Below are 25,960 nucleotides of genomic sequence, written 5' to 3' on the forward strand. Positions count from 1 at the left end.
GCGGGATGCCCAAAGGGTTGTCAGATTATTTGATGGCGTCCCAGGAGGATTGAATCTCACCCGTGACTTCTTCGGCGGATTTGCCGCCTGTATAGTCGACCATGCCAGTCCAGAACGTGCCTGCGCCAACAGCACCTGGCATCAGGTCCGACCCGTCGAAACGGAACGTGGTCGCGCCCAGCAGGATATCCCCCAAACCGCGCAGGGTATCATCCTTATAAGCTTCTGTATTTACGCCTTTATGCGGTGTCAGAAAGCCGGTCTGCGCCATCATGATCTCATGCGCGATGGGTTGTTTGAGGAACTCCATGAACGCGGTTGTCGCGTCGGAGGGGTTGCTTACAGCCATCAATGTCCCGCCACCCAGAACCGGGTTACCCAGGTCCTTGTCAGCAAAGGCCGGCATGTAGAAGAAATCTGCATCCAGACCGAATTCGACATCTTCCGGAAAGAAGGCCGGAACGAAGGACGCTTGACGATGCATGTAGCATTCAGGCGGTGAGGCAAACATACCCTTGGGGCTGTCGCGGAAATCGGTTGAGGCAACCGCACCTGCACCGCCGGAGACTTTGGCATCATCGCGCGCAAACCAACCGAATTCGTCGATTGCAGCGATGACACGAGGGTCGTTGAACGGAATCTCGTTGGTAACCCATTGGTCATAGACTTCCGGCGGCTGGGTGCGCAGCATCATATCCTCAACCCAGTCGGTCGCAGGCCAGCCAGTTGCGGCGCGGACCCCAGACCGATACACCAGGGCGTTTCACCATCTGCAACGATCTGTTCGGTCAGAGCCTTGAGTTCTTCCATGGTCGTCGGCACTTCATATCCGGCATCCTCGAAGTTCTCGGGGTTGTACCAAACCAGAGACTTGACGTTCACATTGTAGAAGAAGCCGTACATCTGGTCGTTGCCATCAGCGTCTTTGTAGGTACCCAGATCGACCCAGGACTCACCCGCGGCGTAGTTGTCACCGACCCAGGCAGCCATGTCGTCGCCCAGGGGGGACAACTGTCCTTTCGACGCCATGATCGAAGCCAGGCCAGGCTGCGGGAACACTGCAACATTGGGGGCCGAACCAGCCTCGGCATCGATGACAATCTGCTGTTCGAAACTGTCCGAGCCGGTATAGATCACATCTGCGCCCGTCGCCGCTTCGAAATAGGCGGTCATGTTGTTGAAATAGCCATCTTCCGGCGTAAGCCAGGGGCCCGAGACGGTAACGGTCTGGCCGCTCAGATCCGGCGCTGTTTCTGCCCAGGCATTGTAGCTGTCCCAATTGAACGGGCCTTCGCCCGGCGTAAACGTCAGATCAGCCTGCGCCAATCCCGCCCCCGCACTCAGCGCCAGTGCCGCAGCACTGGCGTAAAACGACTTCTTCATGATGTCCTCCCACAGCTTATCAAGCTTTTAGTTGTTCGGGCCCGACCCGATCCGCGACGTATCTGCCACGCGTTCCGACACGAGAATCACGGCAATATAGCTTCCTACCGCAATCCAAAGCGCTTTGGATAGATGTAAAGTTGCGCGTTTACGCTTCAAAGTCAACGATTCCGGGGGCTCTTGAAATTTTCGTTCAATAACCTTTACTTTTATGGCGTATTTTATGAGTATGACGAAACGCAACAGATGAGTTTGAGAAACTCAAAGCGCTTGCAGAATATGAGCACCTTATGACGCTAAAAGAACTTTCGGATATGCTTGGGCTTTCGCCGACCACTGTCAGTCGCGCCCTGAACGGCTATCCGGAAGTGAATGAGGCCACGCGCGCGCGCGTTCAGGCAGCAGCGTCCAAACATGGCTATCGCCCAAACAGCCGCGCCAAGGGCTTGGCAACCGGCAAATCCATGGTCATCGGCCATGTCATCCCCAGTTCGTCGCAGCACGAGATGGTGAACCCCATCTTCGGGGATTTCGTCGCTGGCGCCGTGAAAACATATGCCGAGCATGGCTATGACATGATGTTCACCAATGCCGATGACACCTCGATCGAAGAAGCATATCGCAGCCTGTTCCAGCGCGGTGCAGTTGATGGCGTGGTTTTGCAGGGCCCCAAAGTGAACGAGTATCGAATCTCGGTACTCAGCAAGATGTCAGTTCCGTTCATTGTGCATGGCCGTTCGACCGGTGTTGACCTGCCCTATGACTGGATTGATGTGAACAACAAAAGCTCGTTCCTACGGGCAACCCAATTCTTGCTGGATCTGGGTCATCGGCGCATCGCACTGATTAACGGCCTTGAAGACATGGATTTCGCCCAGCGCCGCCGTGATGGCTATCTCGCTGCGCTGGCGCAGGCAGGTATTGCACCTGATCCTGATCTAATGCGCAGCGCCGAGATGACCGAAGTCTATGGCCACCACGAGACACGCACGATGCTTGACCTTGACGATCCACCAACCGCAATCCTGATTTCTTCGATGATTTCTGCGATAGGCGTTCGGCGCGCGATTGACGAAGCGGGCTTGCAAATGGGCCGCGATGTATCCGTCATCGCCCATGACGATGACCTGTCCTATCTCAAGAATGGACAGGATGTTCCGATCTTTACTGCCACCCGCTCCTCTGTTCGCAAGGCCGGGGAAATAGCGGCCAATATGCTGATCGAACGCATCAAATCCCCTGATGCGCCGACCAAAACTAGATTGCTGGAAGCTGAACTGGTAGTAGGCAGATCAACAGGCCCGGCGCCCAACAGGGACTAGCAATGAAATATACCCGTACTGACTTTCCCAAAGACTTCCTCTTTGGCGTGGCAACCTCTGCCTATCAGATAGAAGGCCACGCTCAGGGCGGGGCTGGCCAGACCCATTGGGATACATTCGCCGCATCCCCCGGCAATGTTGTGCGTCAGGAAAACGGCGATCTCGCGTGCGATCACCTGAACAGGTTCCCGGAAGACCTCGATCTGGTGCGCGATGCGGGATTTGATTGCTACCGTTTTTCCACCAGCTGGGCCCGTGTGCTGCCCGAAGGGCGCGGAACGGTGAACCAGGCCGGGCTGGATTACTACGACCGGCTAACCGACGCCTTGCTAGAGCGCGATATCCGCCCATGCGCAACGCTTTATCACTGGGAATTGCCATCGGCCCTTGCTGATCTGGGTGGCTGGCGCAACCGCGATATCGCCGGGTGGTTTGCAGATTTCACCGAGATCATCATGGGCCGGATCGGGGATCGCATGTATAGCGTCGCCCCCATCAACGAGCCCTGGTGCGTCAGCTGGCTGAGCCATTTCGAAGGCCACCACGCCCCCGGCATGCGCGATATCCGAGCTGCCGCCCGCGCTATGCATCACGTACTGCTGGCCCACGGTCGCGCCATTCAAGCAATGCGCGGGCTTGGAATGTCCAATCTCGGTGCGGTGTTCAATCTGGAATGGGCCGAACCCGCCGATGACAGCCCAGAGGCGCGAAAGGCCGCGGATCTGTATGATGGGATTTATAACCGGTTCTTTCTGGGTGGTGCGTTCAAGAAGGCCTATCCGGCGAATGTTCTGGAGGGGCTCGCGCCTTATTTGCCGACCGGATGGCAGGACGACTTTGACACCATCGGCGCACCTGTCGATTGGTGTGGGCTGAACTACTATACCCGGAAGCTGATTGCCCCGTCTGATACCACCTGGCCCAGCCTGAAAGAGGTTCCCGGACCTTTGCCCAAAACCCAGATGGGATGGGAGATCGAGCCGGCCGCCCTCACCCGCTTCCTGACGCGCACCGCACAGGAATACACCGGCAACCTACCTCTGTTTGTAACCGAAAACGGCATGGCCAGCCCTGAACGGGATCAGGATGATGACCGAATTGACTATTTGAACCAGCATCTTACTGCGGTTCAGAGCGCATTGGAGCAAGAGATCCCAGTCAAAGGTTATTTTGTCTGGTCCCTTCTCGACAATTACGAATGGGCCTTTGGGTATGAGAAGCGGTTCGGTCTGATCGATGTGGATTTCGAGACGCTGGAACGCAAACCCAAAGCCTCATATCTCGCCCTAAAAGCCGCGCTGGCCAAAGGGAACCCTGTTGCCCTGCCACTCGCGCAACCAGCGGGGGCAGTCCACGAGCATTGGAATCTGGTGGCCGATATCGGTGGCACCAATACCCGGCTTGGGGTTGTCGAGAACGGTGCACTCACCGAATTGCGCAAGCATCCAACCGGCACCCTGCCCGACCTGCTGGAAGCGTTTCACAGTCTACGTGATGACGTCGGAACCGACCCTCAGGCAGTTGTTGCCGCAGGTGCGGGCCCCGTTCAGGATGGCGTTATCCAGCTGACGAACGCAAATCTGGATTTGTCCGAGGCCGAACTGGTTAAGGCCACCGGCGCCCGGCACACCTATGTGATCAACGATTTCACCGCCGCTGCCTGGTCAGTGGCGGAGGTCACGGACAAGGACGTCGCCGTTCTACAAGGCGCGAATACCCCTCCGCCTGGTACCCGACTGGTGGTCGGACCCGGAACCGGGTTGGGTGTTGGCGCATTGCTGTATTCCGAAGGACATTATCACACCGTCTCGGGCGAAGGAGGCCATGTCGGCCTTGCGCCGCGCCACCGGGATGAGGTTGATATCTTTGATGCGGCCCGGCGTATCGCACCCGAATGCTTCTTTGGCGACAGCCTGAGCTTGGAGGCCGAGATGTTTCTCAGCGGCACCGGACTGCCAATCTTGTACCGAGCAGTGGCGATGGCGGCGGGTCAAACCAATATCTCCGCGCGCCCGGCACGGGACATCCTGCAGGATGCACGATCCGGTACTGATCCGCACGCAGTCCAAACCGCAGCGCTGTTCACAACGCATCTGGGCGCTCTACTAGGGGATATGGCCGTCACATTGATGCCGATTGGCGGCGTCTTTTTGGTCGGCGGCGTGGCGGAAAAAAACCGTTGGCTGTTCGGAGACAGTTTTCTGGATGCCTTCAACAATGGTGGCCGGTTCAGCGAGCTGCGGCGCGGAATGGATCTCTATGTCTCCGAACAGGTCGAATTTGGCATTGTTGGCGCTAACAACTTCTGCAAAAATGCCCTCATGCGGTAGAACCGCCTGACAATTCTCAATGAAGGAACGCGGGATGATCCTGTGCTGCGGAGAAGCGCTGATCGATATGATCACCGAGCCTACAGTCTCGGGTGCCCAAGGGTATGTACCCCATTCTGGAGGTGCAATTTTCAACACGGCGATCGCGTTGGGGAGATTGGGCGCGCCTGTTGGCATGCTGACCGGCTTGTCGTCCGATATGTTTGGTGAACAATTGGCAGAAACGCTGAAAGCGAGCCATGTGGATACATCCCATGTGATCACCAGCGACCGCCCCACCACGTTGGCGTTTGTGAAACTGGTCGATGGACACGCGTCGTACAACTTTGTTGACGAAAATACTGCCGGGCGCATGCTTCGGCCTGAGGATATGCCCGACCAATTGCCTGCGATCTCGACCCTGTATCTAGGCGGTATCAGTCTTGCCTGCGAACCCTGCGCCGATGCTTATGCTGCCCTGCTGAGCCATCACGGGGCGGATCGGGCCGTAATGCTGGACCCCAACATCCGACCGGGATTTATTCAGGATCAGACCAGATACCGCACCCGTTTGAATGCCATGATTGCGCAGACTGATATCCTCAAAGTCTCGGATGAGGATCTGGACTGGATCATTCCGGGGCCCGAAACCCATGCCGAAAAGGTGCCTTTGTTGCTGCAAGCCGGGCCCTCGGTTGTGATTGTTACACGTGGGAGCCAAGGAGCCTCGGGCTATCTACGCGATGGCTCGGAAACCACGATACCGGTTAAAGCGGTTCAGGTTGTCGATACGGTGGGGGCGGGTGATACGTTCAACGCTGGTGTACTGGCCGAACTTCACCGTTCTGGGCATCTGACCGAACCCGCGCTACGCGATCTGACAACAGAGTGCCTGCGCGCCGCTCTAGCGTTGGGTGCAGATGTTGCAGCAGTCACCGTGTCGCGTGCCGGGGCCAACCCACCCTGGGCGCATGAGCTTTAGTCCCCAAAAGGGAAGTCACATGAAACGTTCCGACATCAACCGCATCAAGACCGAAGCACAGGCCTTTATCCAGTCTTTCGGGTTCATCCTGCCCCCATTTGCCGACTGGTCCCCGGATCAGATGCGCAGCGCCAAGGCCGACACGATCCGCGCCCGGGGGCTGGGATGGGACATCACCGATTACGGGCAAGGCAAATTTGATGAGCTTGGCCTGTTCCTGTTCACCCTGCGCAATGGGGATGAGAATGATCTGAGCCAGGGCCGCGGGATGCTCTATGCCGAGAAACTACTGATCTCGCGCGACAAGCAGCTGTCGCCAATGCATCGCCACATCGTCAAAGCCGAAGATATCATCAACCGGGGCGGCGGCGATCTGGTGATGGAGATCTATGCCTCGGACCCCGACGGCAGCGTCGACCGCGACACACCAGTTGTGGTTCCCAGTGATGGATGCGACATCACCATCACTCCTGGTGAGTTGCTGCGCCTGAAACCCGGCGAAAGCGTAACATTGATGCCCGGTATCTGGCACGCCTTCTGGGCCGAGCGCGGGGATTGCCTAATCGGCGAGGTCTCAACCGTAAACGACGACCGCACCGATAACGTCTTCGAACAACCCATCCCGCGCTTTGCCACGATCGAAGAAGATACCGAGGCCGAATTCCTGCTGGTTGCGGATTACTGATCCACCCCGTATCTGACACGAGCCTCTCAGCGATTGCTTGACAAGCTTGCCTTCTCCAGAATAGCTGGCCTGTGATGGTTCCCGCTACTTTGATTGCGGGATGAAAATGGGAATACGGTGCGGCCCCGGGACACCCGGGTCAGGCCAAATCCGTGACTGCCCCCGCAACTGTAAGCGGTGAGCAACGCCAAATCACCACTGGCCCGAAAAGGCCGGGAAGGTTGGCCAAGCAACGACCCGCAAGTCAGGAGACCTGCCATCACCTGTGAAACCAACCCGGGACGGGGCGTCCTGGAAGGAGGATTGATGGCAGATTTGCGCCCTTACAGGACCGGTACTTTCTATGCGGGCATTTTGCGCGTTGAGGATAGCCGTGGACAAAACACCTGACCACTTTGTGCTGATCTGCTCGACCTGCCAGGGTGAGATCGAAGCCAGCGCCGCCCAAAGTCTGCTGGACGCGTCGCTGCCCGACGGGTTCGCTACGCGACTGATCCCATGTATGGCAGGATGCGAACGTCCCATGGCCATAGGTCTGCAAGCCGAAGGCAAAGCCCAATACCTGTTTGGCGATATTCAAAGCACTGCCGATCTGGATGCGATCGCCACCTTCGCCCATCAGTACCGCGACAGCGAGAGCGGCTGGACCAGCGCAACGGATCGCCCCCCCGCCTTGCTGTTCAAAACTCTGGCACGTCTGCCCCGTCTTCCAAAGGCGGGTAAGGCATGAGCTTTCTGGTCGCGGAGAATCTGGAATACTACGCCCTGAATGGCGATGTGTTGCTACAAGACGTCTCATTCTCTTTGGAAGAAGGGGCCATACTTGCCATTGCCGGTCCGAACGGTGCCGGCAAAACAACGCTGCTGAACCTGATCTGCGGGGTCGAGCGTCTGGCGCTGGGGGACGTGCGGATCAACGGTCAAAGCCTGCGCAGCCTGTCTGCGCAAGAACGCGCCCGGACCATTGCGGTTGTTGGTCAGCAGGAACTGCCCGATGGCCGCCTAAAGCTGCGCGACTACGTTGCGCTGGGTCAGATTCCCATTCAAAGCGACCGCTCGGCGAAAGACCACAAGATGGATCTTGCGTGCGTTCTGCGCACAACCGAGCTGACCCATCTGGCGGATAAGCCGATGCAGCGGCTCTCGGGCGGCGAACGCCAACGCGCCCATATCGCGCGTGCATTGGCTCAGAACCCCTCGCTGTTGTTTCTGGACGAGCCCACCAATCATCTGGACCCCGATGCCAAGGGGCACATGCTGTCGCTGGTTGCCGAACTGGGCGTGACGGTGGTGATGATCGTACACGACCTTGTCATGATCCCGGAATTCGCCAGCCATGTCGCGCTGATGAAATCCACACGCATGACGGGCTTTGGGCCAGTCGACCAGATACTAACGCCGGATCATGTGCGCGACACTTTTGGTGTTGACTACCTGTGCTTCCAGCACGAAGGGCGCATGATCCCGGCGCTGGATATCCGAAAACGAACGCTTTCATCTTAACAGGAGAGATTGATGAAACAAAAACTTTGGTCAGCTTTGATGATCACCGGCTTGGCCAGCAGCGCGGCAGCCCATGAGGTAACCGTGGACAATTGCGGCGAACCGCTGGTGTTCGAAACCATGCCCGAACGGCTGGTGGTGCATGATATGAACATGACCGACATGGCCTTTGCGCTTGGCCTACAAGACCGGATCGTTGGTTTGACCGGAATCACCGGCTGGTACAAGACCAGCCCAGATTTCGACAAGCTGCGCGGCGACATCCCCGAGCTCGCACCAAAATACCCAACCGTCGAAAACCTGGTCGCGGCCGAACCCGACCTGTTCTTCGCGGGCTGGTACTACGGCATGAAGCCCGGCGGCGACGTGACGCCGGACACCCTGGCCCCGTTCGGCATCAAGACCATGATCCTGACCGAAAGCTGCGTGCATCTGGACAAAGACCGCCCTGAGGCCAGCATGGACCTGCTGTTCAACGATGTGCTGCGTCTGGGTCAGGTCATGCATGTCGAGGAGAAGGCCGAGGTACTGGTTGCAGGCTGGAAAGAACAGCTGGCTGCCATCGAAGCCAAAACCGCCGATCTGGCCAAACCCCGTGTCTTCCTGCTGGACGGTCCAGCGGATGCGCCCTTCACCGCTGGCAAATTCGCCATCCCCGATGCGATGATCGCAGCGGCTGGCGGCGAAAACGTCACCCATGACATGGAGACCAGCTGGGGCCGTACCTCGTGGGAGGCGGTTGCCGCGTCGAACCCGGAATTCCTGGTGCTGCTTGACTATCAGACCGGCAACGGGGCAGAGGATACGTTCACGTTCCTGCAAGAGCACCCAGTGATGTCCCAAACAGATGCAGTCAAAAATGAACGCTGGATCGGTCTGCGTTACGAAGAGTTGACACCGGGACCGGCAAATATCGACGCGATCCAGAAAATGGCGGATGCGATGCACCCGACGGCGACCAACTGATATGGTCCAGACAGGCCGGATAGTTGTGCTGGGGGCGGTCGTTCTGACCGCCCTTTTGCTGCTGTCGACGGTTTATGGCACCACCCCGATCCCCGTGGCCGATGTCATTGCTGCCATCGGTTTGGGAACTGGCCTGTCCGAAGGCGAGATGTCGCCGCTGCATCGGATCGTGTTTGATCTGCGCCTGCCCCGTGCGCTGTTCGCCACTGTCATCGGTGCCGGGCTTGGTGTTGTGGGCGTGGTTCTGCAAACCACCACGCGCAACGATCTGGCCGATCCATTTCTGTTCGGCCTCTCGTCGGGCGCGGCTGCGGGCGCTGTGCTGGTTATCACGGTCACGGGCGATGTACTGGGCTTCTGGACCTTACCGCTGGCGGCTTTCTGTGGCGGTCTGATCGCATCAGGCATCGTGCTGGCCCTGGTCCAGGGTTTGCGCACAAGTGCACCGGAAAAGCTGATCCTGGCGGGGCTTGCCGTGTCTTTCCTGTTCTCCGCCATCACCAACTATCTTATCTTTGCCGGCGACAGCCGCGCCGCCCATTCTGTGATCTTCTGGATGCTGGGCGGACTGGGCCTTGCGCGGTGGGAGACGTTTCCACTGGTCTTGATCGGGCTGGCCCTGATCCTGGGCTATGCACTCTATCGCAGCCGCTGGCTAGATGCCCTTCTGACCGGAGATTTCACCGCCGCGACGCTTGGCATTCCTGTACAGGGCCTGCGCTTTCGCATGTTCTTTGTTGCGGCCCTGGCCACGGCAAGCTTCGTGTCAGTCGCGGGTGTCATCGGCTTTGTCGGCCTGATGGTCCCTCATATCGCGCGTGGAATAGCGGGAACACTTCACCGCAACCTGCTGATCACCTCGGCCATCGTGGGCGCCATCCTTCTGACCGCCTCGGATATCGTGTCCCGATTGCTGCTAGCACCTCAGGAGTTACCGGTCGGCATCGTGACCACCTCTATCGGGTCGCTTTTCGTATTCCTGTACCTGTTCAAATCAGCGCGAAACGGTTGACCCTAATGCGTTCCACGCGGGACGAAAAACGGATCGATCATAATGGTTTCGCTCTGCTTACCGGGCTCTGCCAGCCTGCGTTCAAGCAACGCAATGACCTGATCAACCGCATCATCAATCGGGTTGTTGACGGTGCTGAGATCGAAATTCGGCCAACTTGCCATTTCGATATCGTCAAACCCGATCAGTGAGAGGTCACCCGGAACATCCAAACCCAGCTCGCGCGCGGCGGTCAGCGCACCGATCGCGCTGGCGTCGTTGGCACAGACCAACGCGTCCAGCTTGTGCTCGGTAAGCAGTTTCAGCGCAATCTCGTGCCCGGTCTCAACCGTGAAATCCCCTGTGGCTTCGGCAATCAGGTTTAATCCTGCTTCGTCCAGAACCCCGATCACACCCGATCTACGCTCGACCGATGACGAGAAACTGGGCGCGCCGCCCAGATACCCAAACCGTGTGCGCCCCTTGTCGATCAGCACCTGAGCTGCAAGCCCCGTACCGTCGGCATTGCGGCAACAGACATTATCGACACCCGGCGCCTGGACGATTCGGCCTGTGGAAATCATCGGCACACCGAACTTTGTGCACCGCGTGACCAATGCACGCGGCATGCTGCCACCACGCAAGATCAAAGCGTCCAAAGGATAACGCAAAACCTGCTCGATCGCGTCTTCTGCACGCTGATCCCCGCCATCAATGAGAATCGGCCATTTGTTCAAAGCGTTCAGTTTTCCGACCAAAGCGCTCACGAATTCGGAATCATATGTGCTACGCATATTGCCGACAAAGACAGCCACCAGATGCGAGCGCCCATCCTTCAGCCCGGCAGCCAATGCATTTGGTTGATAGCCCATTTTATGGGCCACTTTCTCGATAATTTTTCTTTTTCTTTCATCAAGATACGCACCCGGCGTAAAGGCGCGTGAAACCGCTGAACGCGACACACCAGCCGCATCTGCAACGGCTTGCGCGGTTACCCGGCGGCGCCTATCGGCTGGTTTGTCATGATCCTGAGCCACGCCCAACCTGTCCTTCGAATTGGTGGAATTTGTCAATATTGCTAGGAATCTTTCATCGAACTGTCACACGTTAACAGTATGTGAGCACGTGTGCAGATTTCGGACGCTCTCCACGATGTGATCGAATGCTGTGCAACACCAACACCGCAGGGGGGACCTGCACCACAATCTGGCATCGAATTGCCTACAAGCTCTTTATTGAAAGAGCTCGACACCGAACCGGAGAACCAAAATGACCAACCTTAAGTTCTGCGCAACTGCTGCCACCGTCGCCTTTACCGCGACCGCAGCCTTTGCCGAAACCGAAATCACCTGGTGGCACGCAATGGGCGGCCAGCTGGGCGAGACCGTCAACAAAATTGCCGAGGATTTCAACGCCTCGCAGGACGAATACAAAATCACTCCGGTCTACAAGGGTAGCTACGAAGAAACGCTGACCGCCGGTATCGCTGCATTCCGCGCTGGCGAACAGCCCAACGTCATGCAGGTGTTTGACGCCGGTGCTGCCACCGTGATCGGTGCAAAAGGTGCGACTATCCCGGTTCAGGATCTGCTGGCTAACAATGGCGTTGATTTCGACATCAATGACTACATCGCTGGCGTGCGATACTTCTACGCAGACAGCGATGGCAAGATGATCGGCATGCCGTTCAACTCGTCAACACCTATCATGTACTACAATGTAGATGCGCTGGAAGCTGCGGGCGTTACACCCCCCAAGACATGGGAAGAGTTCCAGTCAACCACCGCACCGGCGCTGAAAGACGCAGGCTATATCCCGCTCAGCCAGTCGCACCTGCCCTGGATCTTCACCGAAAACTTCATGTCGCGTCACAACCTGCCGTTTGCGACCAACAACAACGGCTATGACGGCACCGACACCGAAATCCTGATCAACAACGACGCCATCAAGGCCCATTTCCAGGCGGTGAGCGACTGGAAAGAAGACGGGTTGTTTGAATGGTACGGCACTGGCTGGGGCGACAACGCCAAGCCGTTCGAAGAAGGCAAAGTTGCCATGTGGCTGGGGTCTTCCGGCTCGTTTGGGGGCCTGCTGCAGAAAGACCTGCCGTTTGAATTCAGCGCAACCGAGCTGCCTTATTGGGAAGCCGTAACAGCCGAGCCGACACAAACGTTCATCGGTGGTGCGGCCCTGTTCGCCATGGCGGGCAAATCGGATGAAGAAAACAAGGCGACAGCCGAATTCTTCAACTTCCTGACCGCGCCTGAAACCCAGTATTTCTGGCATCAGGAAACCGGTTATGTGCCGATCACCGAAGCTGCATACGAAGTCGCCAAAAAAGACGGCCACTATGACCGCTTCCCGGCAGCCGAAGTTGGCGTCAACCAGCTGTCCGCCAAAGCAGGCGACAACACCAAAGGCTACCGCATGGGCTTCTATGTCCAGATCCGCGACATCATGAACCGCGAATATGGCCGTATCCTGACCGGTGAAACCGACGTGGAAACCGCCTTCCAGAACATCGAAGCAGAAGCCAACGAATTGCTGGCCCGCTTTGCAAAGACTCAGGGTTAATCCCTGGGATCACCCCCAGGATGGTCGCGCCTTCGGGTGCGGCCATCCCCCTTTTCTGCAACTGGAAGACCTATGAAACGCGCGGGTTTTGATAATGTCTGGCTTCCTGTGGCTTTGCTGCTGCCACAGTTGATGATCATCGCCATCTTCTTTTACTGGCCTGCGGGATGGGCGCTGCAATCGTCCTTCTTTCTGCAAGACCCGTTCGGATTCGGGTCAACCTTTGTCGGGGCCGAGAACTATACGTCGTTGATTGGCAATGATCAGTATAAACGCATTGCCTGGTTCACGATTGTCTTCTCGGTTCTGGTTACCTTCTTCTCACTGGCCATCGCGCTGCTGCTGGCCGTCAAGGCCGATAAGGTCCTGCGCGGCGCCAAGACCTATCGCACCTTGCTGATGTGGGTCTACGCCATCGCGCCTCCGGTTGCCGGATTTCTGGGCATCCTGTTTTTTGACCAAAGCACAGGCCCGATGACCAAGTTCTTCCAGATGTTTGGCTGGGATTTCAAACTGGGCGTTGACTACAACGCCACCGCGACCGCGATGATCATCGTATCGGTCTGGAAGCAAATCCCTGTCAATTTCATCTTCTTCCTGTCGGGCCTACAATCGATCCCGCGCTCGGTGCGCGAGGCGGCGATGATCGACAACCGCTCGGCCACCGGGCGGTTCTGGCAGGTCACCTTCCCGCTACTGGCCCCCACCGCGTTCTTCCTGCTGATCATCAACATCACCTATGCGCTGTTCGACACCTTCGGTGTGATTGACGCGCTGATGAAGGGTGAGCCGGGCAATAATCCGATGACGCTGGTCTACAAGGTCTATCTGGACGGGTTCCGAGGCAATGACCTGGGCGGCTCTTCCGCGCAATCCGTCATTCTGATGGGTTTGGTTCTACTCCTCACCGTCTTTCAGTTCCGGCTGGTTGAGCGCCGGATCCACTATACCTGAAGGGGCGAACAATGGCTGACACAACCCTTGAGACGACCGAAACCACCCGCCGCCCCCGCAAAATCCGTTGGGAGACCATCGGTGATCACTTTGTGCTGATCCTGGGCTCGTTGCTGATGATCCTGCCGCCCCTGCTGGCGCTGACCACCGCCAGCCATGATGCGGTGACCATCCATCGACAGGGCATTCAGATCGGCCTTGGCGACGATCTGGGCAAGAACTTCCACGCCGCCATGTTCGAGAAAGGCGGATTTACCCAAACCGTCGACGGCACGCTGATGCTGATGAACTCGTTCATTCTGGGCATCGGCTTCGCAGTCGGCAAGATCATCATCTCGATGATGGCAGCCTATGCCATCGTCTATTTCCGCCTGCGCTTTGCCACGCTGGCCTTTTGGGTGATCTTTACCACCCTCCTTCTCCCGCTTGAGGTACGGATTCTGCCCTCGTATGAGGCGATCCAGAAGCTGGGCCTGACCAACACCTATACCGGTCTGATCGTCCCGCTGATCGCATCGGCCACTGGTACTTTCTTTTTCCGACAGTTCTTTATGTCCGTCCCTGAGGAACTGGCCGAGGCCGCCCGGATCGATGGTGCAGGTCCGTGGAAGTTCTTTGTCGACATCCTCGTCCCGCTCAGCCGGACGATGATCGCCGCGATCTTCATCATCATGTTCGTCTTTGGCTGGAACCAGTATCTGTGGCCAACGCTGATCACGACAGACGAAAGCTTCTTTACGCTGGTCCGCGGTATCAAGCAGATCGTGCTGACCTATACTGACAGTCAGATCCCTGAACACGGGCAGGCTTTGGCACTGGCGATCGTCGCAATGATCCCGCCGGTGGCCATCGTCATTTTCTTCCAGAATTGGTTCGTCAAGGGCCTCACAGAATCCGACAAATAAGGAATACGCGCATGGCTCAGGTATCATTAGAGGGCATCCGCAAGGTCTATCCCAACGGCTTCAAAGCGGTTGAAACCACCAGTTTCACCATTCAGGACGGCGAGTTCGTCGTTCTGGTTGGTCCGTCGGGTTGTGGTAAATCCACCCTGCTGCGGATGATTGCAGGGCTGGAGGATATTACCGAAGGGACGCTGAAAATCGGCGACCGGGTGGTCAACAACGTAGACCCGGCGGACCGGGACATCGCGATGGTGTTCCAGAACTACGCGTTGTATCCGCATATGACTGTCCGAAAGAATATAGGCTACGGGTTGAAGAACCGCGGCACGCCCGCGTCCGAGATCGCCGCCAAGGTCGAAGACGCCGCCAAGATGCTGAATCTGACCGAGTATCTGGATCGCAAGCCGGCGCAACTGTCGGGTGGTCAGCGTCAGCGCGTTGCGATGGGCCGCGCAGTTGTGCGCGATCCGGCGCTGTTCCTGTTTGACGAACCGCTATCCAACCTTGACGCCAAGTTGCGCAACCAGATGCGGATCGAAATCAAGGCCCTACAACGCCGCCTTGGCACGACGGCCGTCTATGTGACCCACGATCAGGTCGAAGCCATGACCATGGCCGACCGCATCATCGTTCTGAACGCTGGCCAGATTGAGCAGATCGGCACGCCTTCTGAAATCTATCACAACCCGGCCTCGACCTTTGTCGCCTCGTTCATGGGTGCGCCGCCGATGAATTTGATTGAGGCGCAGGTCGATCAAGGCCAGGTGCGGATCAACGGCTATGACGGGATCATGACCGCGCCCGCCTCGGCCAACGGACCGGTTACACTGGGCATCCGACCCGAAGATATCGAGCTGGAAGGTCAGGGTTCCGTGCCGTTTCAGGTGGATATCCTTGAAGAACTGGGGGCGCATCGGTTGCTGCACGGTCAGCTTGGCGGTCAGCCCTTCACGGTTCTGGTCAGCAAAGATCACGCGGCCCAAACAGGCGAAACCCAGATCACCCTGAAACCCGACGCGCTGCGTCTGTTTGATGTGGAAACAGGAAAAGTCATTTGATCACAGACGTTTTGGATGTGCTTCCCGCTGTAACACCGGATCAGCGGTTAAGTATATTGTCCGCCCCGCGAACCGCTGCGGCGCATCGGGAGTTGCTGCGCGATATTCCAGCGATGAATGCGCTGCAGCTTGGCGGGCAGGCGCAGATATCCACTCTGCCCGCGCAGTTCACCGTGGCTGCATGGAATGTGGAACGCTGCCTATTCCCCGAGGCGACCGCCGCGCATCTTGGTCGGATCAGCCCCGATGTTGTTCTCCTGTCCGAGGTCGATCACGGCATGGCGCGCACATCGCAACGGCACACGACCGAAGCGATGGCAGATGCCCTTGGAATGGTCTACGCCTTTGGGGTCGAGTTTCACGAACTCGATCTGGGCGGCCCGACCGAGCGCCATTTCTGCAAAGACGACTTCAACGCACTGGGATGGCATGGCAATGCGATCCTGTCTTCGGTGCCGTTTGAACGCGCCGCCCTGTTTCGGTTGGACGATCATGGCCACTGGTTCTCTTGCGATGAAGGTGCCGCAGATCCCGACCAGCCGCGCGTCGGTGGCCGTATGGCCATCGCTGCTGTTCTGCCTACGGAAAACGGCCCGGTTTGCGTCGTGTCCACCCATCTGGAAAGCAACGCGAATGCCGCCCATCGCCACACGCAGTTCGATATCCTGCTTAGGGCAATTGACAGCTTCGCGCCGGGCCTGCCGGTTCTGATCGGTGGGGATTTGAACACCGGCAACCACCTGCCTCCGGATTTCAACTGGCAGAACGAGAGCCTTTTTGGTCTGGCCGGGACGCATGGTTACGATTGGGGTTTCACAGCCGACGGAACGACCACCCGCCCCAGCCTGATCACCCCACACCCTCAGCGTGTGATGAAGCTGGATTGGTTGGCAGGCCGCGATCTGGGCTGTGAAGAAAAGGGGCTGTTGACCTCAATCTCAGACGAGGGAACGCCGCTTTCCGATCATGATTGCGTCTGGTGCCGCGCGGCGCTGACGTCGGTCAGGTCACATGAGCCGGACCTGACTTAGCCCGGCTCTCTTGCCCGCGATCAACCCAGAATGCCCGGCAAACGCAGCCCATGTGCGCGGGCGCAATCCTTGGCGATGTCATAGCCCGCATCTGCGTGACGCCACACGCCCGAGGCCGGGTCATTCCAAAGCACCCGCTCAAGACGTTTGGCGGCTTCGTCGGTGCCGTCAGCACAGATCACAACGCCCGCGTGCTGGCTGAACCCCATCCCTACGCCACCGCCATGATGCAGGCTAACCCAGGTCGCGCCCGAAGCAGTGTTGACCAGCGCATTCAACAAAGGCCAGTCCGACACGGCGTCCGAGCCATCCTTCATCGCCTCGGTCTCGCGGTTCGGTGAGGCGACTGAGCCACTGTCCAGATGGTCGCGCCCGATGACGATGGGTGCTTTCAACTCACCGTTGCGCACCATCTCGTTGAAGGCCAGCCCAGCCTTGTGTCGATCACCCAACCCAATCCAGCAGATACGTGCTGGCAGACCCTGGAAGGCGATCCGTTCCTGCGCCATGTCGAGCCAATTATGCAGATGGGTGTTCTCGGGGAACAGTTCCTTCATCTTGGCGTCGGTTTTGTAGATATCCTCGGGGTCGCCAGACAGCGCACACCAGCGGAACGGGCCAATGCCGCGGCAGAACAGCGGGCGGATATAGGCTGGCACGAAGCCGGGGAAGGCAAAGGCATTCTCCAGACCCTCATCTTGCGCCACTTGCCGGATGTTATTGCCATAGTCCAAAGTCGGTACGCCCGCGTTCCAGAAGTCGACCATCGCGGCGACGTGTTGTTTCATTGAGGCGCGCGAGGCTTTTTCAACCGCCTTGGGGTCGCTTTCGCGCGTGTCCTTCCACTGCGCCATAGTCCAGCCGATGGGCAGATAACCGTTGACCGGGTCATGCGCGCTGGTCTGATCGGTGACGATATCGGGCCGCATGCCACCGGCCTGCATCCGCGCGTAAATTTCGGGAAAAATCTCGGCGGCATTGCCCAGCAGTCCGACCGACTTGGCCTCTCCCGCCTTGGTCCAGCAGTCGATCATCTCCAACGCTTCATCCAGCGTCTCGGCCTTATCGTCCAGGTATTTGGTGCGCAGACGGAAATCGATACTGTCCGGGTTGCACTCGACCGCCAGACAGCAGGCCCCAGCGAAAACGGCGGCCAGCGGCTGCGCGCCACCCATGCCGCCCAGACCCCCGGTCAGAATCCATCTGCCGGTCAGATCGCCATCATAGTGCTGACGCCCGGCTTCGGCAAAGGTCTCATAGGTACCCTGCACGATGCCCTGTGTGCCGATGTAAATCCACGAGCCAGCGGTCATCTGGCCGTACATCATCAAGCCCTTCTTATCGAGCTCATTAAAATGATCCCAGTTGGCCCAATGCGGCACGAGGTTCGAATTCGCAATCAGCACCCGTGGCGCATCCGAATGGGTCCGCACAATGGCCACCGGTTTGCCGGATTGCACCACTAGGGTCTCATCTTCCTCAAGGTCCTTAAGACTGGCCACGATAGTATCGAAATCCTTCCACGTCCGCGCCGCGCGCCCGATGCCGCCATACACCACCAATTCGTGCGGGTTCTCGGCCACGTCCGGGTGCAGGTTGTTCATCATCATCCGCAGCGGAGCTTCGGTCATCCAGCTTTTGGCATTCAGCTCCGGGCCGGTGGGCGGAAAGATATCACGGGTGTTTTTGCGAGGATCAGTCATGCGGCAATCTCCAATGCAGTGTCCTGGATTGCATCCAGTATGTCTTTGAGCCATCGGCGCAGCCGACTGGCTTTTTGGGCGTCATAGGTCCACGGGGCCGTTTCGGCGCTGAGATAGGTGGATTGAGCCAGTTCCATCTGAATGGCGTGCACGCCCTCGGTAGGGCGGCCGTAGTGCCTAGTGGTCCAGCCCCCTTTGAAACGCCCGTTCAGGACGGTGCTATAAGGTGATGAAGCGACGAACTCATGCGCGATGACCTCGATTGGGGGGGCACAGGTTGTGCCGTCATTTGTGCCGAGGTTCATATCTGGCAACACCCCGTCGAACAGGAAGGGAATGTGGCTGCGGATCGAATGGCAGTCATAAAGAACAGCGACCCCATGGATCGCCTTGACCCGCGCCAGTTCGGCCTCAAGGGCGGCGTGATACGGCGCGTGGAACATGGTCAGCCGGTTTTCGATTTCCGCGTCAGATGGCAGCTGGTCCCAGATTCCGTGGCCATCAAAATCGGTCAGCGGGACCAGAGTTGTAGTGTTTTGACCGGGATATAGCGACGCACCAGACGGATCGCGATTGGCATCGATCACATAGCGATGGAACGTGGCGCGCACCGTCGTGGCACCGGGAAGCAGCCCGTCATAGAGCATGTGAATATGCCAATCCGTATCTGCCAGCGTCCGGCCCTGATCATTCAGATTCGCCTCAATTTCGGGCGGCACATATGTACCGGTATGGGGCAAGCCCAAAACGATTGGGCCCGTGCCTCGGGATATCTCAACCGGGTCACTCATGCGCCCAGCCCTGGCATGTCGACGCCCGTGTTATGGGCAATCTCGCCGCTGGCAATCAGGGCCGACGCCGCCTCGATATCCGGAGCGGTATAGCGGTCATCGCCCAAAGGCGGCACAACCGCGCGCAATTGAGCCATAACTCCCTGCAAGGTTTCGCTGGTGGGCAGCGGCGCGCGGAATTCGACCCCTTGCGTCGCACACAGCAGTTCGACCCCTAGAATGCGCTCCAGATTGGTCACCATCTGCCCCAATCGCCGCGCGCCATGGGCGGCCATGCTGACGTGGTCCTCCTGATTGGCTGAGGTCGGCGTGCTATCCGTCACGCAGGGGTTGGCCAGATGTTTGTTCTCGCTCATCAGGGCCGCCGTTGTCACCTCGGCAATCATCAAACCCGAGTTCAGCCCCGGATTGGGCGTCAGGAAGGGCGGTAGATCAAAGCTGAGCACCGGGTCCACGATCAACGCAATCCGACGTTGGGCAATCGCCCCGATCTCGGCCACGGCCAGCGCAATCATATCGGCGGCAAAGCCCACCGGCTCGGCATGGAAGTTGCCGCCCGAGACGATCAGCCCGGCGCCGGTCAGGACCAGAGGGTTATCGGTGGCGGCATTGGCCTCGATCTCCAGCGTAACGGCCGCCTGACGCAGCACATCCATCGCCGCACCAACGACCTGTGGCTGACAACGAATGCAGTACGGATCCTGCACCCGCGTGTCGCCCTCACGATGGCTTTCGCGGATCACCGACCCGGCCAGCAGAGCGCGCATGGTCGCACCGGCCTCGATCTGGCCGCGATGGCCGCGCAATGTGTGGATCTCGGGCTGTAAAGGCGCGGTCGAGCCCATGATGGCATCGGTCGTAAGCGCCGACGTCACCAATGCGCTCTGTGCCGCCTGCCACGCACCAAACAGGCCCGCCAGCGCAAAGGCGGTCGAGAACTGGGTGCCATTGATCAGCGCCAGACCTTCCTTGGGGCCCAGTACCACCGGCGTCAGACCGGCAGCCGCCAATGCAGGACCGCCGGGCATGACCTTGCCGCCAAACTCTGCCTCACCCTCGCCCATCATGACCGCCGCCATGTGGGACAGCGGCGCCAGATCCCCGGACGCGCCGACCGACCCCTGCGCTGGGATCACCGGGGTTACACCCTTATCCAGCATCGCCTCCAGCAGATCGATCAGCTCCAGCCGCACGCCGGACGCGCCACGCCCGAGACTGAGCAGTTTCAGCGCCATCATCAATCGCGCATGCGCCCGCGCGATGGCAGGCCCCACGCCACAGCAATGCGACAGGATCAGGTTGCGCTGCAGGGTTGCCGTATCCTCAGCCGCGATCTTGACGCTGGCCAGTTTGCCAAAGCCGGTATTGACCCCGTAAACCGCCGCCTCACCCGCAGCCGCATCTGCAATGCGGACATGAGCAGTTTCGATATCGGGCCTGCACGCCGGGTCCAGCCTGACAGCGCATTCTTCACGATAGACCTGTTCCAGCTGCGCCAGTGAGACTGCGCCGGGCGTGAGTGTCAGTGTTGTCAAACTGCACCTCCGATGATGCGGGTATGAAGTGGGTTAAATCCGATGCGATAAGCCAGCTCGGCCGGGTGGGCCACATCCCAAACCGCAAGATCGGCGCGCAAGCCGGGGGCAATCTGGCCACAGTCTTTCAGCCCCAAGGCACGGGCGGCATGGGTGGTTACACCCCGCAATGCCTCTTCGGGTGTCATGCGAAACAGAGTGCAAGCCATATTCATGGTCAACAGCAACGAGGTCATCGGAGCCGAGCCAGGATTGCAATCCGTTGCCAGCGCCATCGGCACATTGTGTTTACGCAGCAGGTCGATGGGTGGAGCCTGCGTCTCGCGCAGGGTGTAGAAGGCGCCAGGCAGGATCACACCGACGGTGCCCGCCTGGGCCATGGCGAGCGCCCCCTCTTCGTCAAGATATTCAATGTGATCTGCCGACAGAGCACCATATGAGGACGCCAACTTCGCCCCGCCTAGATTGGACAACTGCTCGGCATGGAGTTTGATCGGCAGGCCAAGCTCCTGCGCCGCATTGAATAGAGGCACCAGCTGGTAAGGTTGAAAGGCAATGCCCTCACAGAACGCATCCACCGCATCCACCAGCCCTTCGGCTTGGGCCGCACGCAGCGTCGGGATACAGACCTCGGCAATGTAGGCGTCGGGGCGACCGTTATATTCTGCTGGCACAGCATGTGCGCCTAGAAAACTGGTCACAACCCTCACTGGACGATGCTGCGGCAATGCACGGGCGGCGCGCAGCATGTTCAGTTCGGTGTCTCGATCCAGCCCATAGCCTGATTTGACCTCAATTACCGCCACACCTTCGGCCAGCATGGCGTCCACGCGCGGCAAGGCCTGCGCTATTAGATCGGCAACGCTGGCGGTACGGGTTGCAGTCACGGTCGAAATGATACCGCCACCCGCGCGCGCAACCTCTTCATAGCTGGCCCCGTTCAGGCGCATCTCAAACTCAACCGCGCGATGGCCGCCATGCACCACATGAGTGTGACAATCGATCAGCGCAGGGGTTACCAATCGACCTTCGAGCGCGCGCTGTGGCAGTCCCGCGTAAGCGCCAGGCACATCCGCTCGCGGACCAACCCAAGCGATTTTTCCCGCCTGAACGGCAATCGCGGCATCGTCAATCAACCCATAGGCATCAGCGCCTGACATCGTCGCGGCACGCAAATCAGTCAAAAGATGATCCTGGGGCTGCATGGGACTCTCACATCACAATTTCTCTCTTTTCCAGTATATGCATTTATGTTTATTGTCTATCCATATTTGGGAGAGTCTCATGACCGCCGTTTTCGCACAGAACGCCTTGCTGGATACGGGCTGGGCCCGAAATCTGAGGGTGCAGATCAAGGATGGACGGATCAGAAAGCTAACGCTGGACACCACGCCGCAAGCTGGCGATTCGTGTGTTGACACCCTGCTGCCTGCGCTGTCCAACCTGCACAGCCATGCGTTTCAACGCGCCATGGCCGGGATGACAGAATACCGGCTAGCGGGGCGCGACAGCTTCTGGACGTGGCGCGATCTGATGTATCGCTTTACTGCACATTTGAACCCGGATCAGGTTCAGGCCATCGCAGCGCTTGTCTATCTGGAGATGCAAGAGGCCGGATATGCGGCGGTGGGCGAGTTTCACTACCTGCACCATCAGCCGGATGGGCAACCCTATGACCACGTGGCTGAGCTAAGCGACCGCATCATGGCCGCCGCCCTTGAAACGGGGATCGGCCTGACTCACCTGCCCGTGCTCTATACCTATGCGGGCGTTGGAGAACGCCCCTTGGAGCAAGGTCAGAAACGGTTTGGTAATGATGTTGATCGGTTCTGCGCACTGGTCGATCAGGCACGAGCAGCGGCCACGAACCTGCCCGATGATTGCCGGGTTGGCATCGCGCCACACTCTCTGCGCGCCACCAGCCCACGTGATCTGACAGAGGTCTTGCGGGCACAAGGCCAAGGCCCAATTCATATCCACATTGCCGAACAGCCCAAAGAAGTGGCCGAAGTGCAAGCCGGGCTCGGCGCACGCCCGGTCGAATGGTTGCTGGCCAATGCCCCGGTCGATACCACCTGGTGCCTGATCCACGCCACCCAAATGACCGAAGGCGAAACACTGGCCATGGCCCGGTCCGGCGCTGTGGCTGGGCTGTGCCCGGTGACCGAGGCCAATTTGGGCGACGGGCCTTTCAACGGCCCCAGCTATCTGGCCGCAGACGGCGCGTTTGGCGTTGGGTCGGATTCGAATGTGCTGATCTCACTGACCGAAGAATTGAGGACGCTGGAATACTCGCAACGCCTGCGCGATCTGTCTCGCAATGTGCTGGTGACAGGCGAAGGATCGGTCGGGCAGTCGCTGTATTCCAATGCCGCCGCAGGCGGGGCGCAGGCGCTCGCCCGTGATTCAGGGCAGATCGCACCGGGTAATCTGGCCGATCTGGTCGCTATTGACAGCCAGCATCCGTCGCTTTGCGCGCTGCGGCCTGATCAACTGCTGGACGGCTTGGTATTTGCCGCCAAAGATCATGTTATCACTGACCTGTGGTCCGCTGGCCGACATCAGGTTCAAAGCGGGCGGCATGTTCAACGTGACAGGATCATTGCGAACTATCGCAACGCGATGCGCACTCTTCTGGCAGCACTTTAGGCAATTGACGGCCAAATTCTTTGCCTATGCAAATATACAGACATAAACTACTTATGAACACCACTAAAGGCCAAGCAAGCTGTGAGCGCACAAAAGAACATGGGATTTCAGGATATTCGGGATGAGGTGTTGAGCCGCATTCAAACACGCATCTGGCCACAGGGCAGTCTGTTACCAACCGAACTGGAACTGGCGGCCGAGTTTGGCTGTGCCCGCGCCACCGTCAACCGAGCCTTGCGCGAACTGGCCGATGAAGGCATCATCACGCGTCGCCGCAAAGGTGGTACCCGTGTTGTGACCACCCCAGTGAAACAGGCGAAGCTGCCGATCACCGTGGTACGCCAGACCATCGAGGATATGAATGCGGAATACCGCTATGCTCTGGTCAGCCGCAATATGATCAGCTGCCCGCCCTGGCTGCAGGCAAAGCTGGGGCTGCAAGAGGGGGCACAGGTGTTGCATCTGAACTGCATGCACCACGCAGACAACCGCCCGTTTCAGTTCGAAGAACGCTGGATCAACACGGATACGGTGCCGCATGTGATGGATCAGGATTTTCTGACCGTCGGCCCCAATGAGTGGCTTTTGTCCGAAATTCCATTCTCGGATGCGGAAATCGCGTTCTCTGCCGTGCCTGCGGCAGGCCAGCTACAGGAGTTTCTGTCGGTGCCGTCGGGAACGCCGCTGTTCCAGCTGGAACGCACCACGTGGTTTCAGAACAAACCCGTGACCTTTGTCAGAATGACATTTCACCAAGGCTATCAGATGCGAACGACCTATTGACGCCGGTGCAGGATTCAGACCCCGTAACGGGCAAGGAACATATCAACCGCGTGCAAGGCAACCTCGTCTATTTCTTCCTGACTGAACTCTTTCTGGATTCCAAAGGCGGCACGTAGCCACAAGCGTACCTTACAAAGTTCAGCAAACTGTTCTGCGGCAATTTGAATATCCTCGATCGCCAACTCGCCCTTGGCCACGGCCTTATCCAGATACTCGGCCATCCTGCGCTGCCCGTTTTGCGGCCCAGCCTCATAAAACGCCCGACCCAATTCAGGAAAACGATCACGTTCAGCAACGCAGACCCTAAAAACTTGCTGGTTAAAATCGGAAACAAAAAAGGTTATCAACTGAGTGGCTGCGATAGTCAGAACCTCGCGCACGGGTTTGGTTTCATCAACCATCGCAATCACACGCTCGGCCATCCGACGGCATTCGGTCTGCGCCACTTCGACAAACAAAAGACGCTTGTCCGGGAAATAGCTGTATAGCGTAGCCTTGGATACACCCGCCGCCCGGGCGATATCGTCCACACTGGCTCCTTCAAACCCATCCGCCATAAAAACCTCTCGGGCCCCGCTGAGTACCTGTTCAAATTTTCGGCCGGTGCGCAGGATCGTAGCGGTCTGGGTCATGTCGTCTCCTAGTCTGAAGTGCTCCGAGCTTATAAACCGTTCGGTTTAGATACAAGGATTCTCGGTATGCTCAAGTGAATTGACCTCACAATTCTGTTGAATCACCTCTTTGCACGACCCGCTTCACCAAGGTCGGCCAACAAAATGTCCGCACTTGCGACGCGCCAAAACCATGTTAGGACAGGCCATGGTCGAGATATTTCTGCGCACCCTGCCCTTTTTTGCGATCATTGGCCTGGGCTACTGGGCCGGGCGCAGCCGGTTTTTCAGCGCCGAGGCCACGGCTTATCTGACCAAATTTGTGTTCTTCTTTGCCCTCTCGGCAATGCTGTTTCGCTTTGCCGCGACTCTGCCATTTGCCGAGATTTTCAATGGTCGCCTGATCATTGGCTATCTGATCGGTACGCTGGCCGTTTATCTGATTGCAACCCTGATCGCCTGGTTCCGAGGCCTGGATATCCCCACCGCGGCGGTCGAGGCGCAATGCGCCGCTATCGGTAATGTTGGGTTTCTTGGCCTGCCGATGCTGGCCCTGCTGCTGACCGAAGCTGCAATTGGCCCTGTGATGCTGGTTCTGGCCGTTGATCTAGTGGTATTTTCGTCGCTCATCGTGATCCTGATCCATGGGGGGCGCGACGGTAAGCTAACCCCTGCCACGCTGCGGCTGATCGGTATCGGGTTGCTGAAAAATCCCATGATCGTGTCGATTTCCGCCGGTCTGATCTGGTCGGCCTTTCAGGTACCAGTCCCCGGCCCGCTGAACGATTTCCTGACCATTCTGGGCGGCGCGGCAACGCCCGGCGCGCTGTTTGCAATCGGGGCGTCTCTGGCTGGTAAATCCGCCGAGCGCATTCAGGTCGCTGCCTGGTTGAGCTTTTGCAAATTGGTTATCCACCCGGCCTGCGTCGCGATTGCGGTGCTCTGGCTGGTGCCCATCGACACGTTCCCGGCTGCCGTGGCAATTGCCGCCGCCGCCCTGCCAGTGGCCGGCAATGTCTACATGCTGGCCGCCCATTATGGCGTCGCACCCCATCGCGCCTCTGCCGCGATCTTGTTGTCGACCGTAGCCAGCATCCTGACCGTGCCGCTTGTGATTGCCTGGGTCACCGCGCCCTGATCTTCATTCCTTAAAAAATACGTGCGCCAAACGCGCCCGGACTTTACGTCAAGCCCTTGGGTCGTTAGCCATGAGCCGACCCTAACG

General features: G+C 58.5%; 22 protein-coding genes, 2 pseudogenes and 1 riboswitch. Of the genes and pseudogenes, 17 read left to right on the forward strand and 7 right to left on the reverse strand.

Going from position 1 to position 25,960, the window contains the following annotated elements:
- Window positions 1-25 precede the first annotated feature (25 nt).
- Window positions 26-1,383: pseudogene (locus AC2FGE_RS05550) on the reverse strand (ABC transporter substrate-binding protein).
- Window positions 1,384-1,673: 290 nt separating this feature from the next.
- Here AC2FGE_RS05550 and AC2FGE_RS05555 point away from each other — a divergent pair.
- From AC2FGE_RS05555 to AC2FGE_RS05595, 9 genes and pseudogenes are all read left to right on the forward strand, one after another.
- Complete coding sequence (locus AC2FGE_RS05555; RefSeq protein WP_496818209.1) at window positions 1,674-2,705, forward strand: LacI family DNA-binding transcriptional regulator; 1,032 nt, start codon at window positions 1,674-1,676, stop codon at window positions 2,703-2,705.
- A 2-nt stretch (window positions 2,706-2,707) separates the two neighbouring features.
- Window positions 2,708-4,009 (forward strand): annotated as a pseudogene (locus tag AC2FGE_RS05560) (GH1 family beta-glucosidase); the annotation flags it as partial.
- A 66-nt stretch (window positions 4,010-4,075) separates the two neighbouring features.
- Entirely contained in the window at window positions 4,076-5,035 is a 960-nt protein-coding gene (locus tag AC2FGE_RS05565; protein WP_496818300.1) for a glucokinase, read from the forward strand.
- Window positions 5,036-5,069: 34 nt separating this feature from the next.
- Entirely contained in the window at window positions 5,070-5,996 is a 927-nt protein-coding gene (locus AC2FGE_RS05570; RefSeq protein WP_496818301.1) for a carbohydrate kinase family protein, read from the forward strand.
- A gap of 19 nt (window positions 5,997-6,015) precedes the next feature.
- Window positions 6,016-6,681 (forward strand): D-lyxose/D-mannose family sugar isomerase, encoded by a 666-nt coding sequence (locus tag AC2FGE_RS05575; RefSeq protein WP_496818210.1) that lies wholly within the window; start codon window positions 6,016-6,018, stop codon window positions 6,679-6,681.
- A 58-nt stretch (window positions 6,682-6,739) separates the two neighbouring features.
- Window positions 6,740-6,956, forward strand: a riboswitch (cobalamin riboswitch).
- Between the two features lie 98 nt (window positions 6,957-7,054).
- Window positions 7,055-7,411 carry a DUF1636 family protein gene (locus AC2FGE_RS05580; RefSeq protein WP_496818211.1) on the forward strand — a complete coding sequence of 119 codons (357 nt, stop codon included), beginning with the start codon at window positions 7,055-7,057 and terminating at the stop codon, window positions 7,409-7,411.
- On the forward strand, window positions 7,408-8,184 hold the full coding sequence (locus tag AC2FGE_RS05585; protein WP_496818212.1) for an ABC transporter ATP-binding protein: 777 nt from the start codon (window positions 7,408-7,410) through the stop codon (window positions 8,182-8,184). The genes AC2FGE_RS05580 and AC2FGE_RS05585 overlap by 4 nt, the downstream gene beginning before the upstream one ends.
- A 12-nt stretch (window positions 8,185-8,196) precedes the next feature.
- The gene (locus AC2FGE_RS05590) at window positions 8,197-9,150 is read left to right on the forward strand and encodes an ABC transporter substrate-binding protein (RefSeq protein WP_496818213.1); all 954 of its coding nucleotides are present in this window, start codon (window positions 8,197-8,199) and stop codon (window positions 9,148-9,150) included.
- 1 nt (window position 9,151) lies between these two features.
- On the forward strand, window positions 9,152-10,162 hold the full coding sequence (locus AC2FGE_RS05595) for a FecCD family ABC transporter permease (protein ID WP_496818214.1): 1,011 nt from the start codon (window positions 9,152-9,154) through the stop codon (window positions 10,160-10,162).
- Between the two features lie 2 nt (window positions 10,163-10,164).
- Here AC2FGE_RS05595 and AC2FGE_RS05600 read toward each other — a convergent pair whose 3' ends face one another.
- Window positions 10,165-11,214, reverse strand: coding sequence for a LacI family DNA-binding transcriptional regulator (locus AC2FGE_RS05600; protein WP_496818215.1), 1,050 nt, complete (start codon window positions 11,212-11,214; stop codon window positions 10,165-10,167).
- Window positions 11,215-11,410: 196 nt separating this feature from the next.
- On the opposite strand from AC2FGE_RS05600, the gene AC2FGE_RS05605 reads away from it, so the two are divergent.
- From AC2FGE_RS05605 to AC2FGE_RS05625, 5 genes are all read left to right on the forward strand, one after another.
- On the forward strand, window positions 11,411-12,715 hold the full coding sequence (locus AC2FGE_RS05605) for an extracellular solute-binding protein (protein WP_496818216.1): 1,305 nt from the start codon (window positions 11,411-11,413) through the stop codon (window positions 12,713-12,715).
- A 72-nt stretch (window positions 12,716-12,787) separates the two neighbouring features.
- On the forward strand, window positions 12,788-13,669 hold the full coding sequence (locus AC2FGE_RS05610) for an ABC transporter permease subunit (RefSeq protein WP_496818217.1): 882 nt from the start codon (window positions 12,788-12,790) through the stop codon (window positions 13,667-13,669).
- An 11-nt stretch (window positions 13,670-13,680) separates the two neighbouring features.
- Complete coding sequence (locus AC2FGE_RS05615; RefSeq protein ID WP_496818218.1) at window positions 13,681-14,574, forward strand: ABC transporter permease subunit; 894 nt, start codon at window positions 13,681-13,683, stop codon at window positions 14,572-14,574.
- A gap of 11 nt (window positions 14,575-14,585) precedes the next feature.
- Complete coding sequence (locus AC2FGE_RS05620) at window positions 14,586-15,632, forward strand: ABC transporter ATP-binding protein (RefSeq protein WP_496818219.1); 1,047 nt, start codon at window positions 14,586-14,588, stop codon at window positions 15,630-15,632.
- A complete protein-coding gene (locus AC2FGE_RS05625) occupies window positions 15,632-16,663 on the forward strand; it encodes an endonuclease/exonuclease/phosphatase family protein (RefSeq protein WP_496818302.1) in 1,032 nt (343 codons plus the stop codon). The genes AC2FGE_RS05620 and AC2FGE_RS05625 overlap by 1 nt, the downstream gene beginning before the upstream one ends.
- Window positions 16,664-16,683: 20 nt before the next feature.
- On the opposite strand, the gene hutU is transcribed toward AC2FGE_RS05625, so the two are convergent.
- From hutU to hutI, 4 genes are read right to left on the reverse strand one after another with little or no spacing between them, the layout of a single operon-like run.
- Window positions 16,684-18,366, reverse strand: a complete 1,683-nt coding sequence (gene hutU, locus AC2FGE_RS05630; RefSeq protein ID WP_496818220.1) for a urocanate hydratase — start codon at window positions 18,364-18,366, stop codon at window positions 16,684-16,686.
- Entirely contained in the window at window positions 18,363-19,157 is a 795-nt protein-coding gene (hutG, locus tag AC2FGE_RS05635; protein WP_496818221.1) for an N-formylglutamate deformylase, read from the reverse strand. The genes hutU and hutG overlap by 4 nt, the downstream gene beginning before the upstream one ends.
- Window positions 19,154-20,692: a histidine ammonia-lyase gene (gene hutH, locus AC2FGE_RS05640; RefSeq protein WP_496818223.1), complete on the reverse strand. Its 1,539-nt coding sequence runs from the start codon at window positions 20,690-20,692 to the stop codon at window positions 19,154-19,156. Before hutH ends, hutG begins: the two co-directional genes overlap by 4 nt.
- Window positions 20,689-21,897: an imidazolonepropionase gene (hutI, locus tag AC2FGE_RS05645; RefSeq protein WP_496818224.1), complete on the reverse strand. Its 1,209-nt coding sequence runs from the start codon at window positions 21,895-21,897 to the stop codon at window positions 20,689-20,691. Before hutI ends, hutH begins: the two co-directional genes overlap by 4 nt.
- A 79-nt stretch (window positions 21,898-21,976) precedes the next feature.
- Here hutI and AC2FGE_RS05650 point away from each other — a divergent pair, with 79 nt between their 5' ends.
- Both AC2FGE_RS05650 and hutC read left to right on the forward strand, forming a co-directional pair.
- Window positions 21,977-23,341 (forward strand): formimidoylglutamate deiminase, encoded by a 1,365-nt coding sequence (locus tag AC2FGE_RS05650; protein ID WP_496818226.1) that lies wholly within the window; start codon window positions 21,977-21,979, stop codon window positions 23,339-23,341.
- Between the two features lie 81 nt (window positions 23,342-23,422).
- Window positions 23,423-24,124: a histidine utilization transcriptional repressor HutC gene (gene hutC / locus AC2FGE_RS05655; RefSeq protein ID WP_496818227.1), complete on the forward strand. Its 702-nt coding sequence runs from the start codon at window positions 23,423-23,425 to the stop codon at window positions 24,122-24,124.
- A gap of 14 nt (window positions 24,125-24,138) precedes the next feature.
- On the opposite strand, the gene AC2FGE_RS05660 is transcribed toward hutC, so the two are convergent.
- Entirely contained in the window at window positions 24,139-24,756 is a 618-nt protein-coding gene (locus AC2FGE_RS05660; RefSeq protein WP_496818228.1) for a TetR/AcrR family transcriptional regulator, read from the reverse strand.
- A gap of 187 nt (window positions 24,757-24,943) precedes the next feature.
- Here AC2FGE_RS05660 and AC2FGE_RS05665 point away from each other — a divergent pair, with 187 nt between their 5' ends.
- Entirely contained in the window at window positions 24,944-25,873 is a 930-nt protein-coding gene (locus AC2FGE_RS05665) for an AEC family transporter (RefSeq protein ID WP_496818303.1), read from the forward strand.
- Window positions 25,874-25,960 lie beyond the last annotated feature (87 nt).

The sequence above is a fragment of the Ruegeria sp. YTSA075 genome, assembly GCF_059610245.1.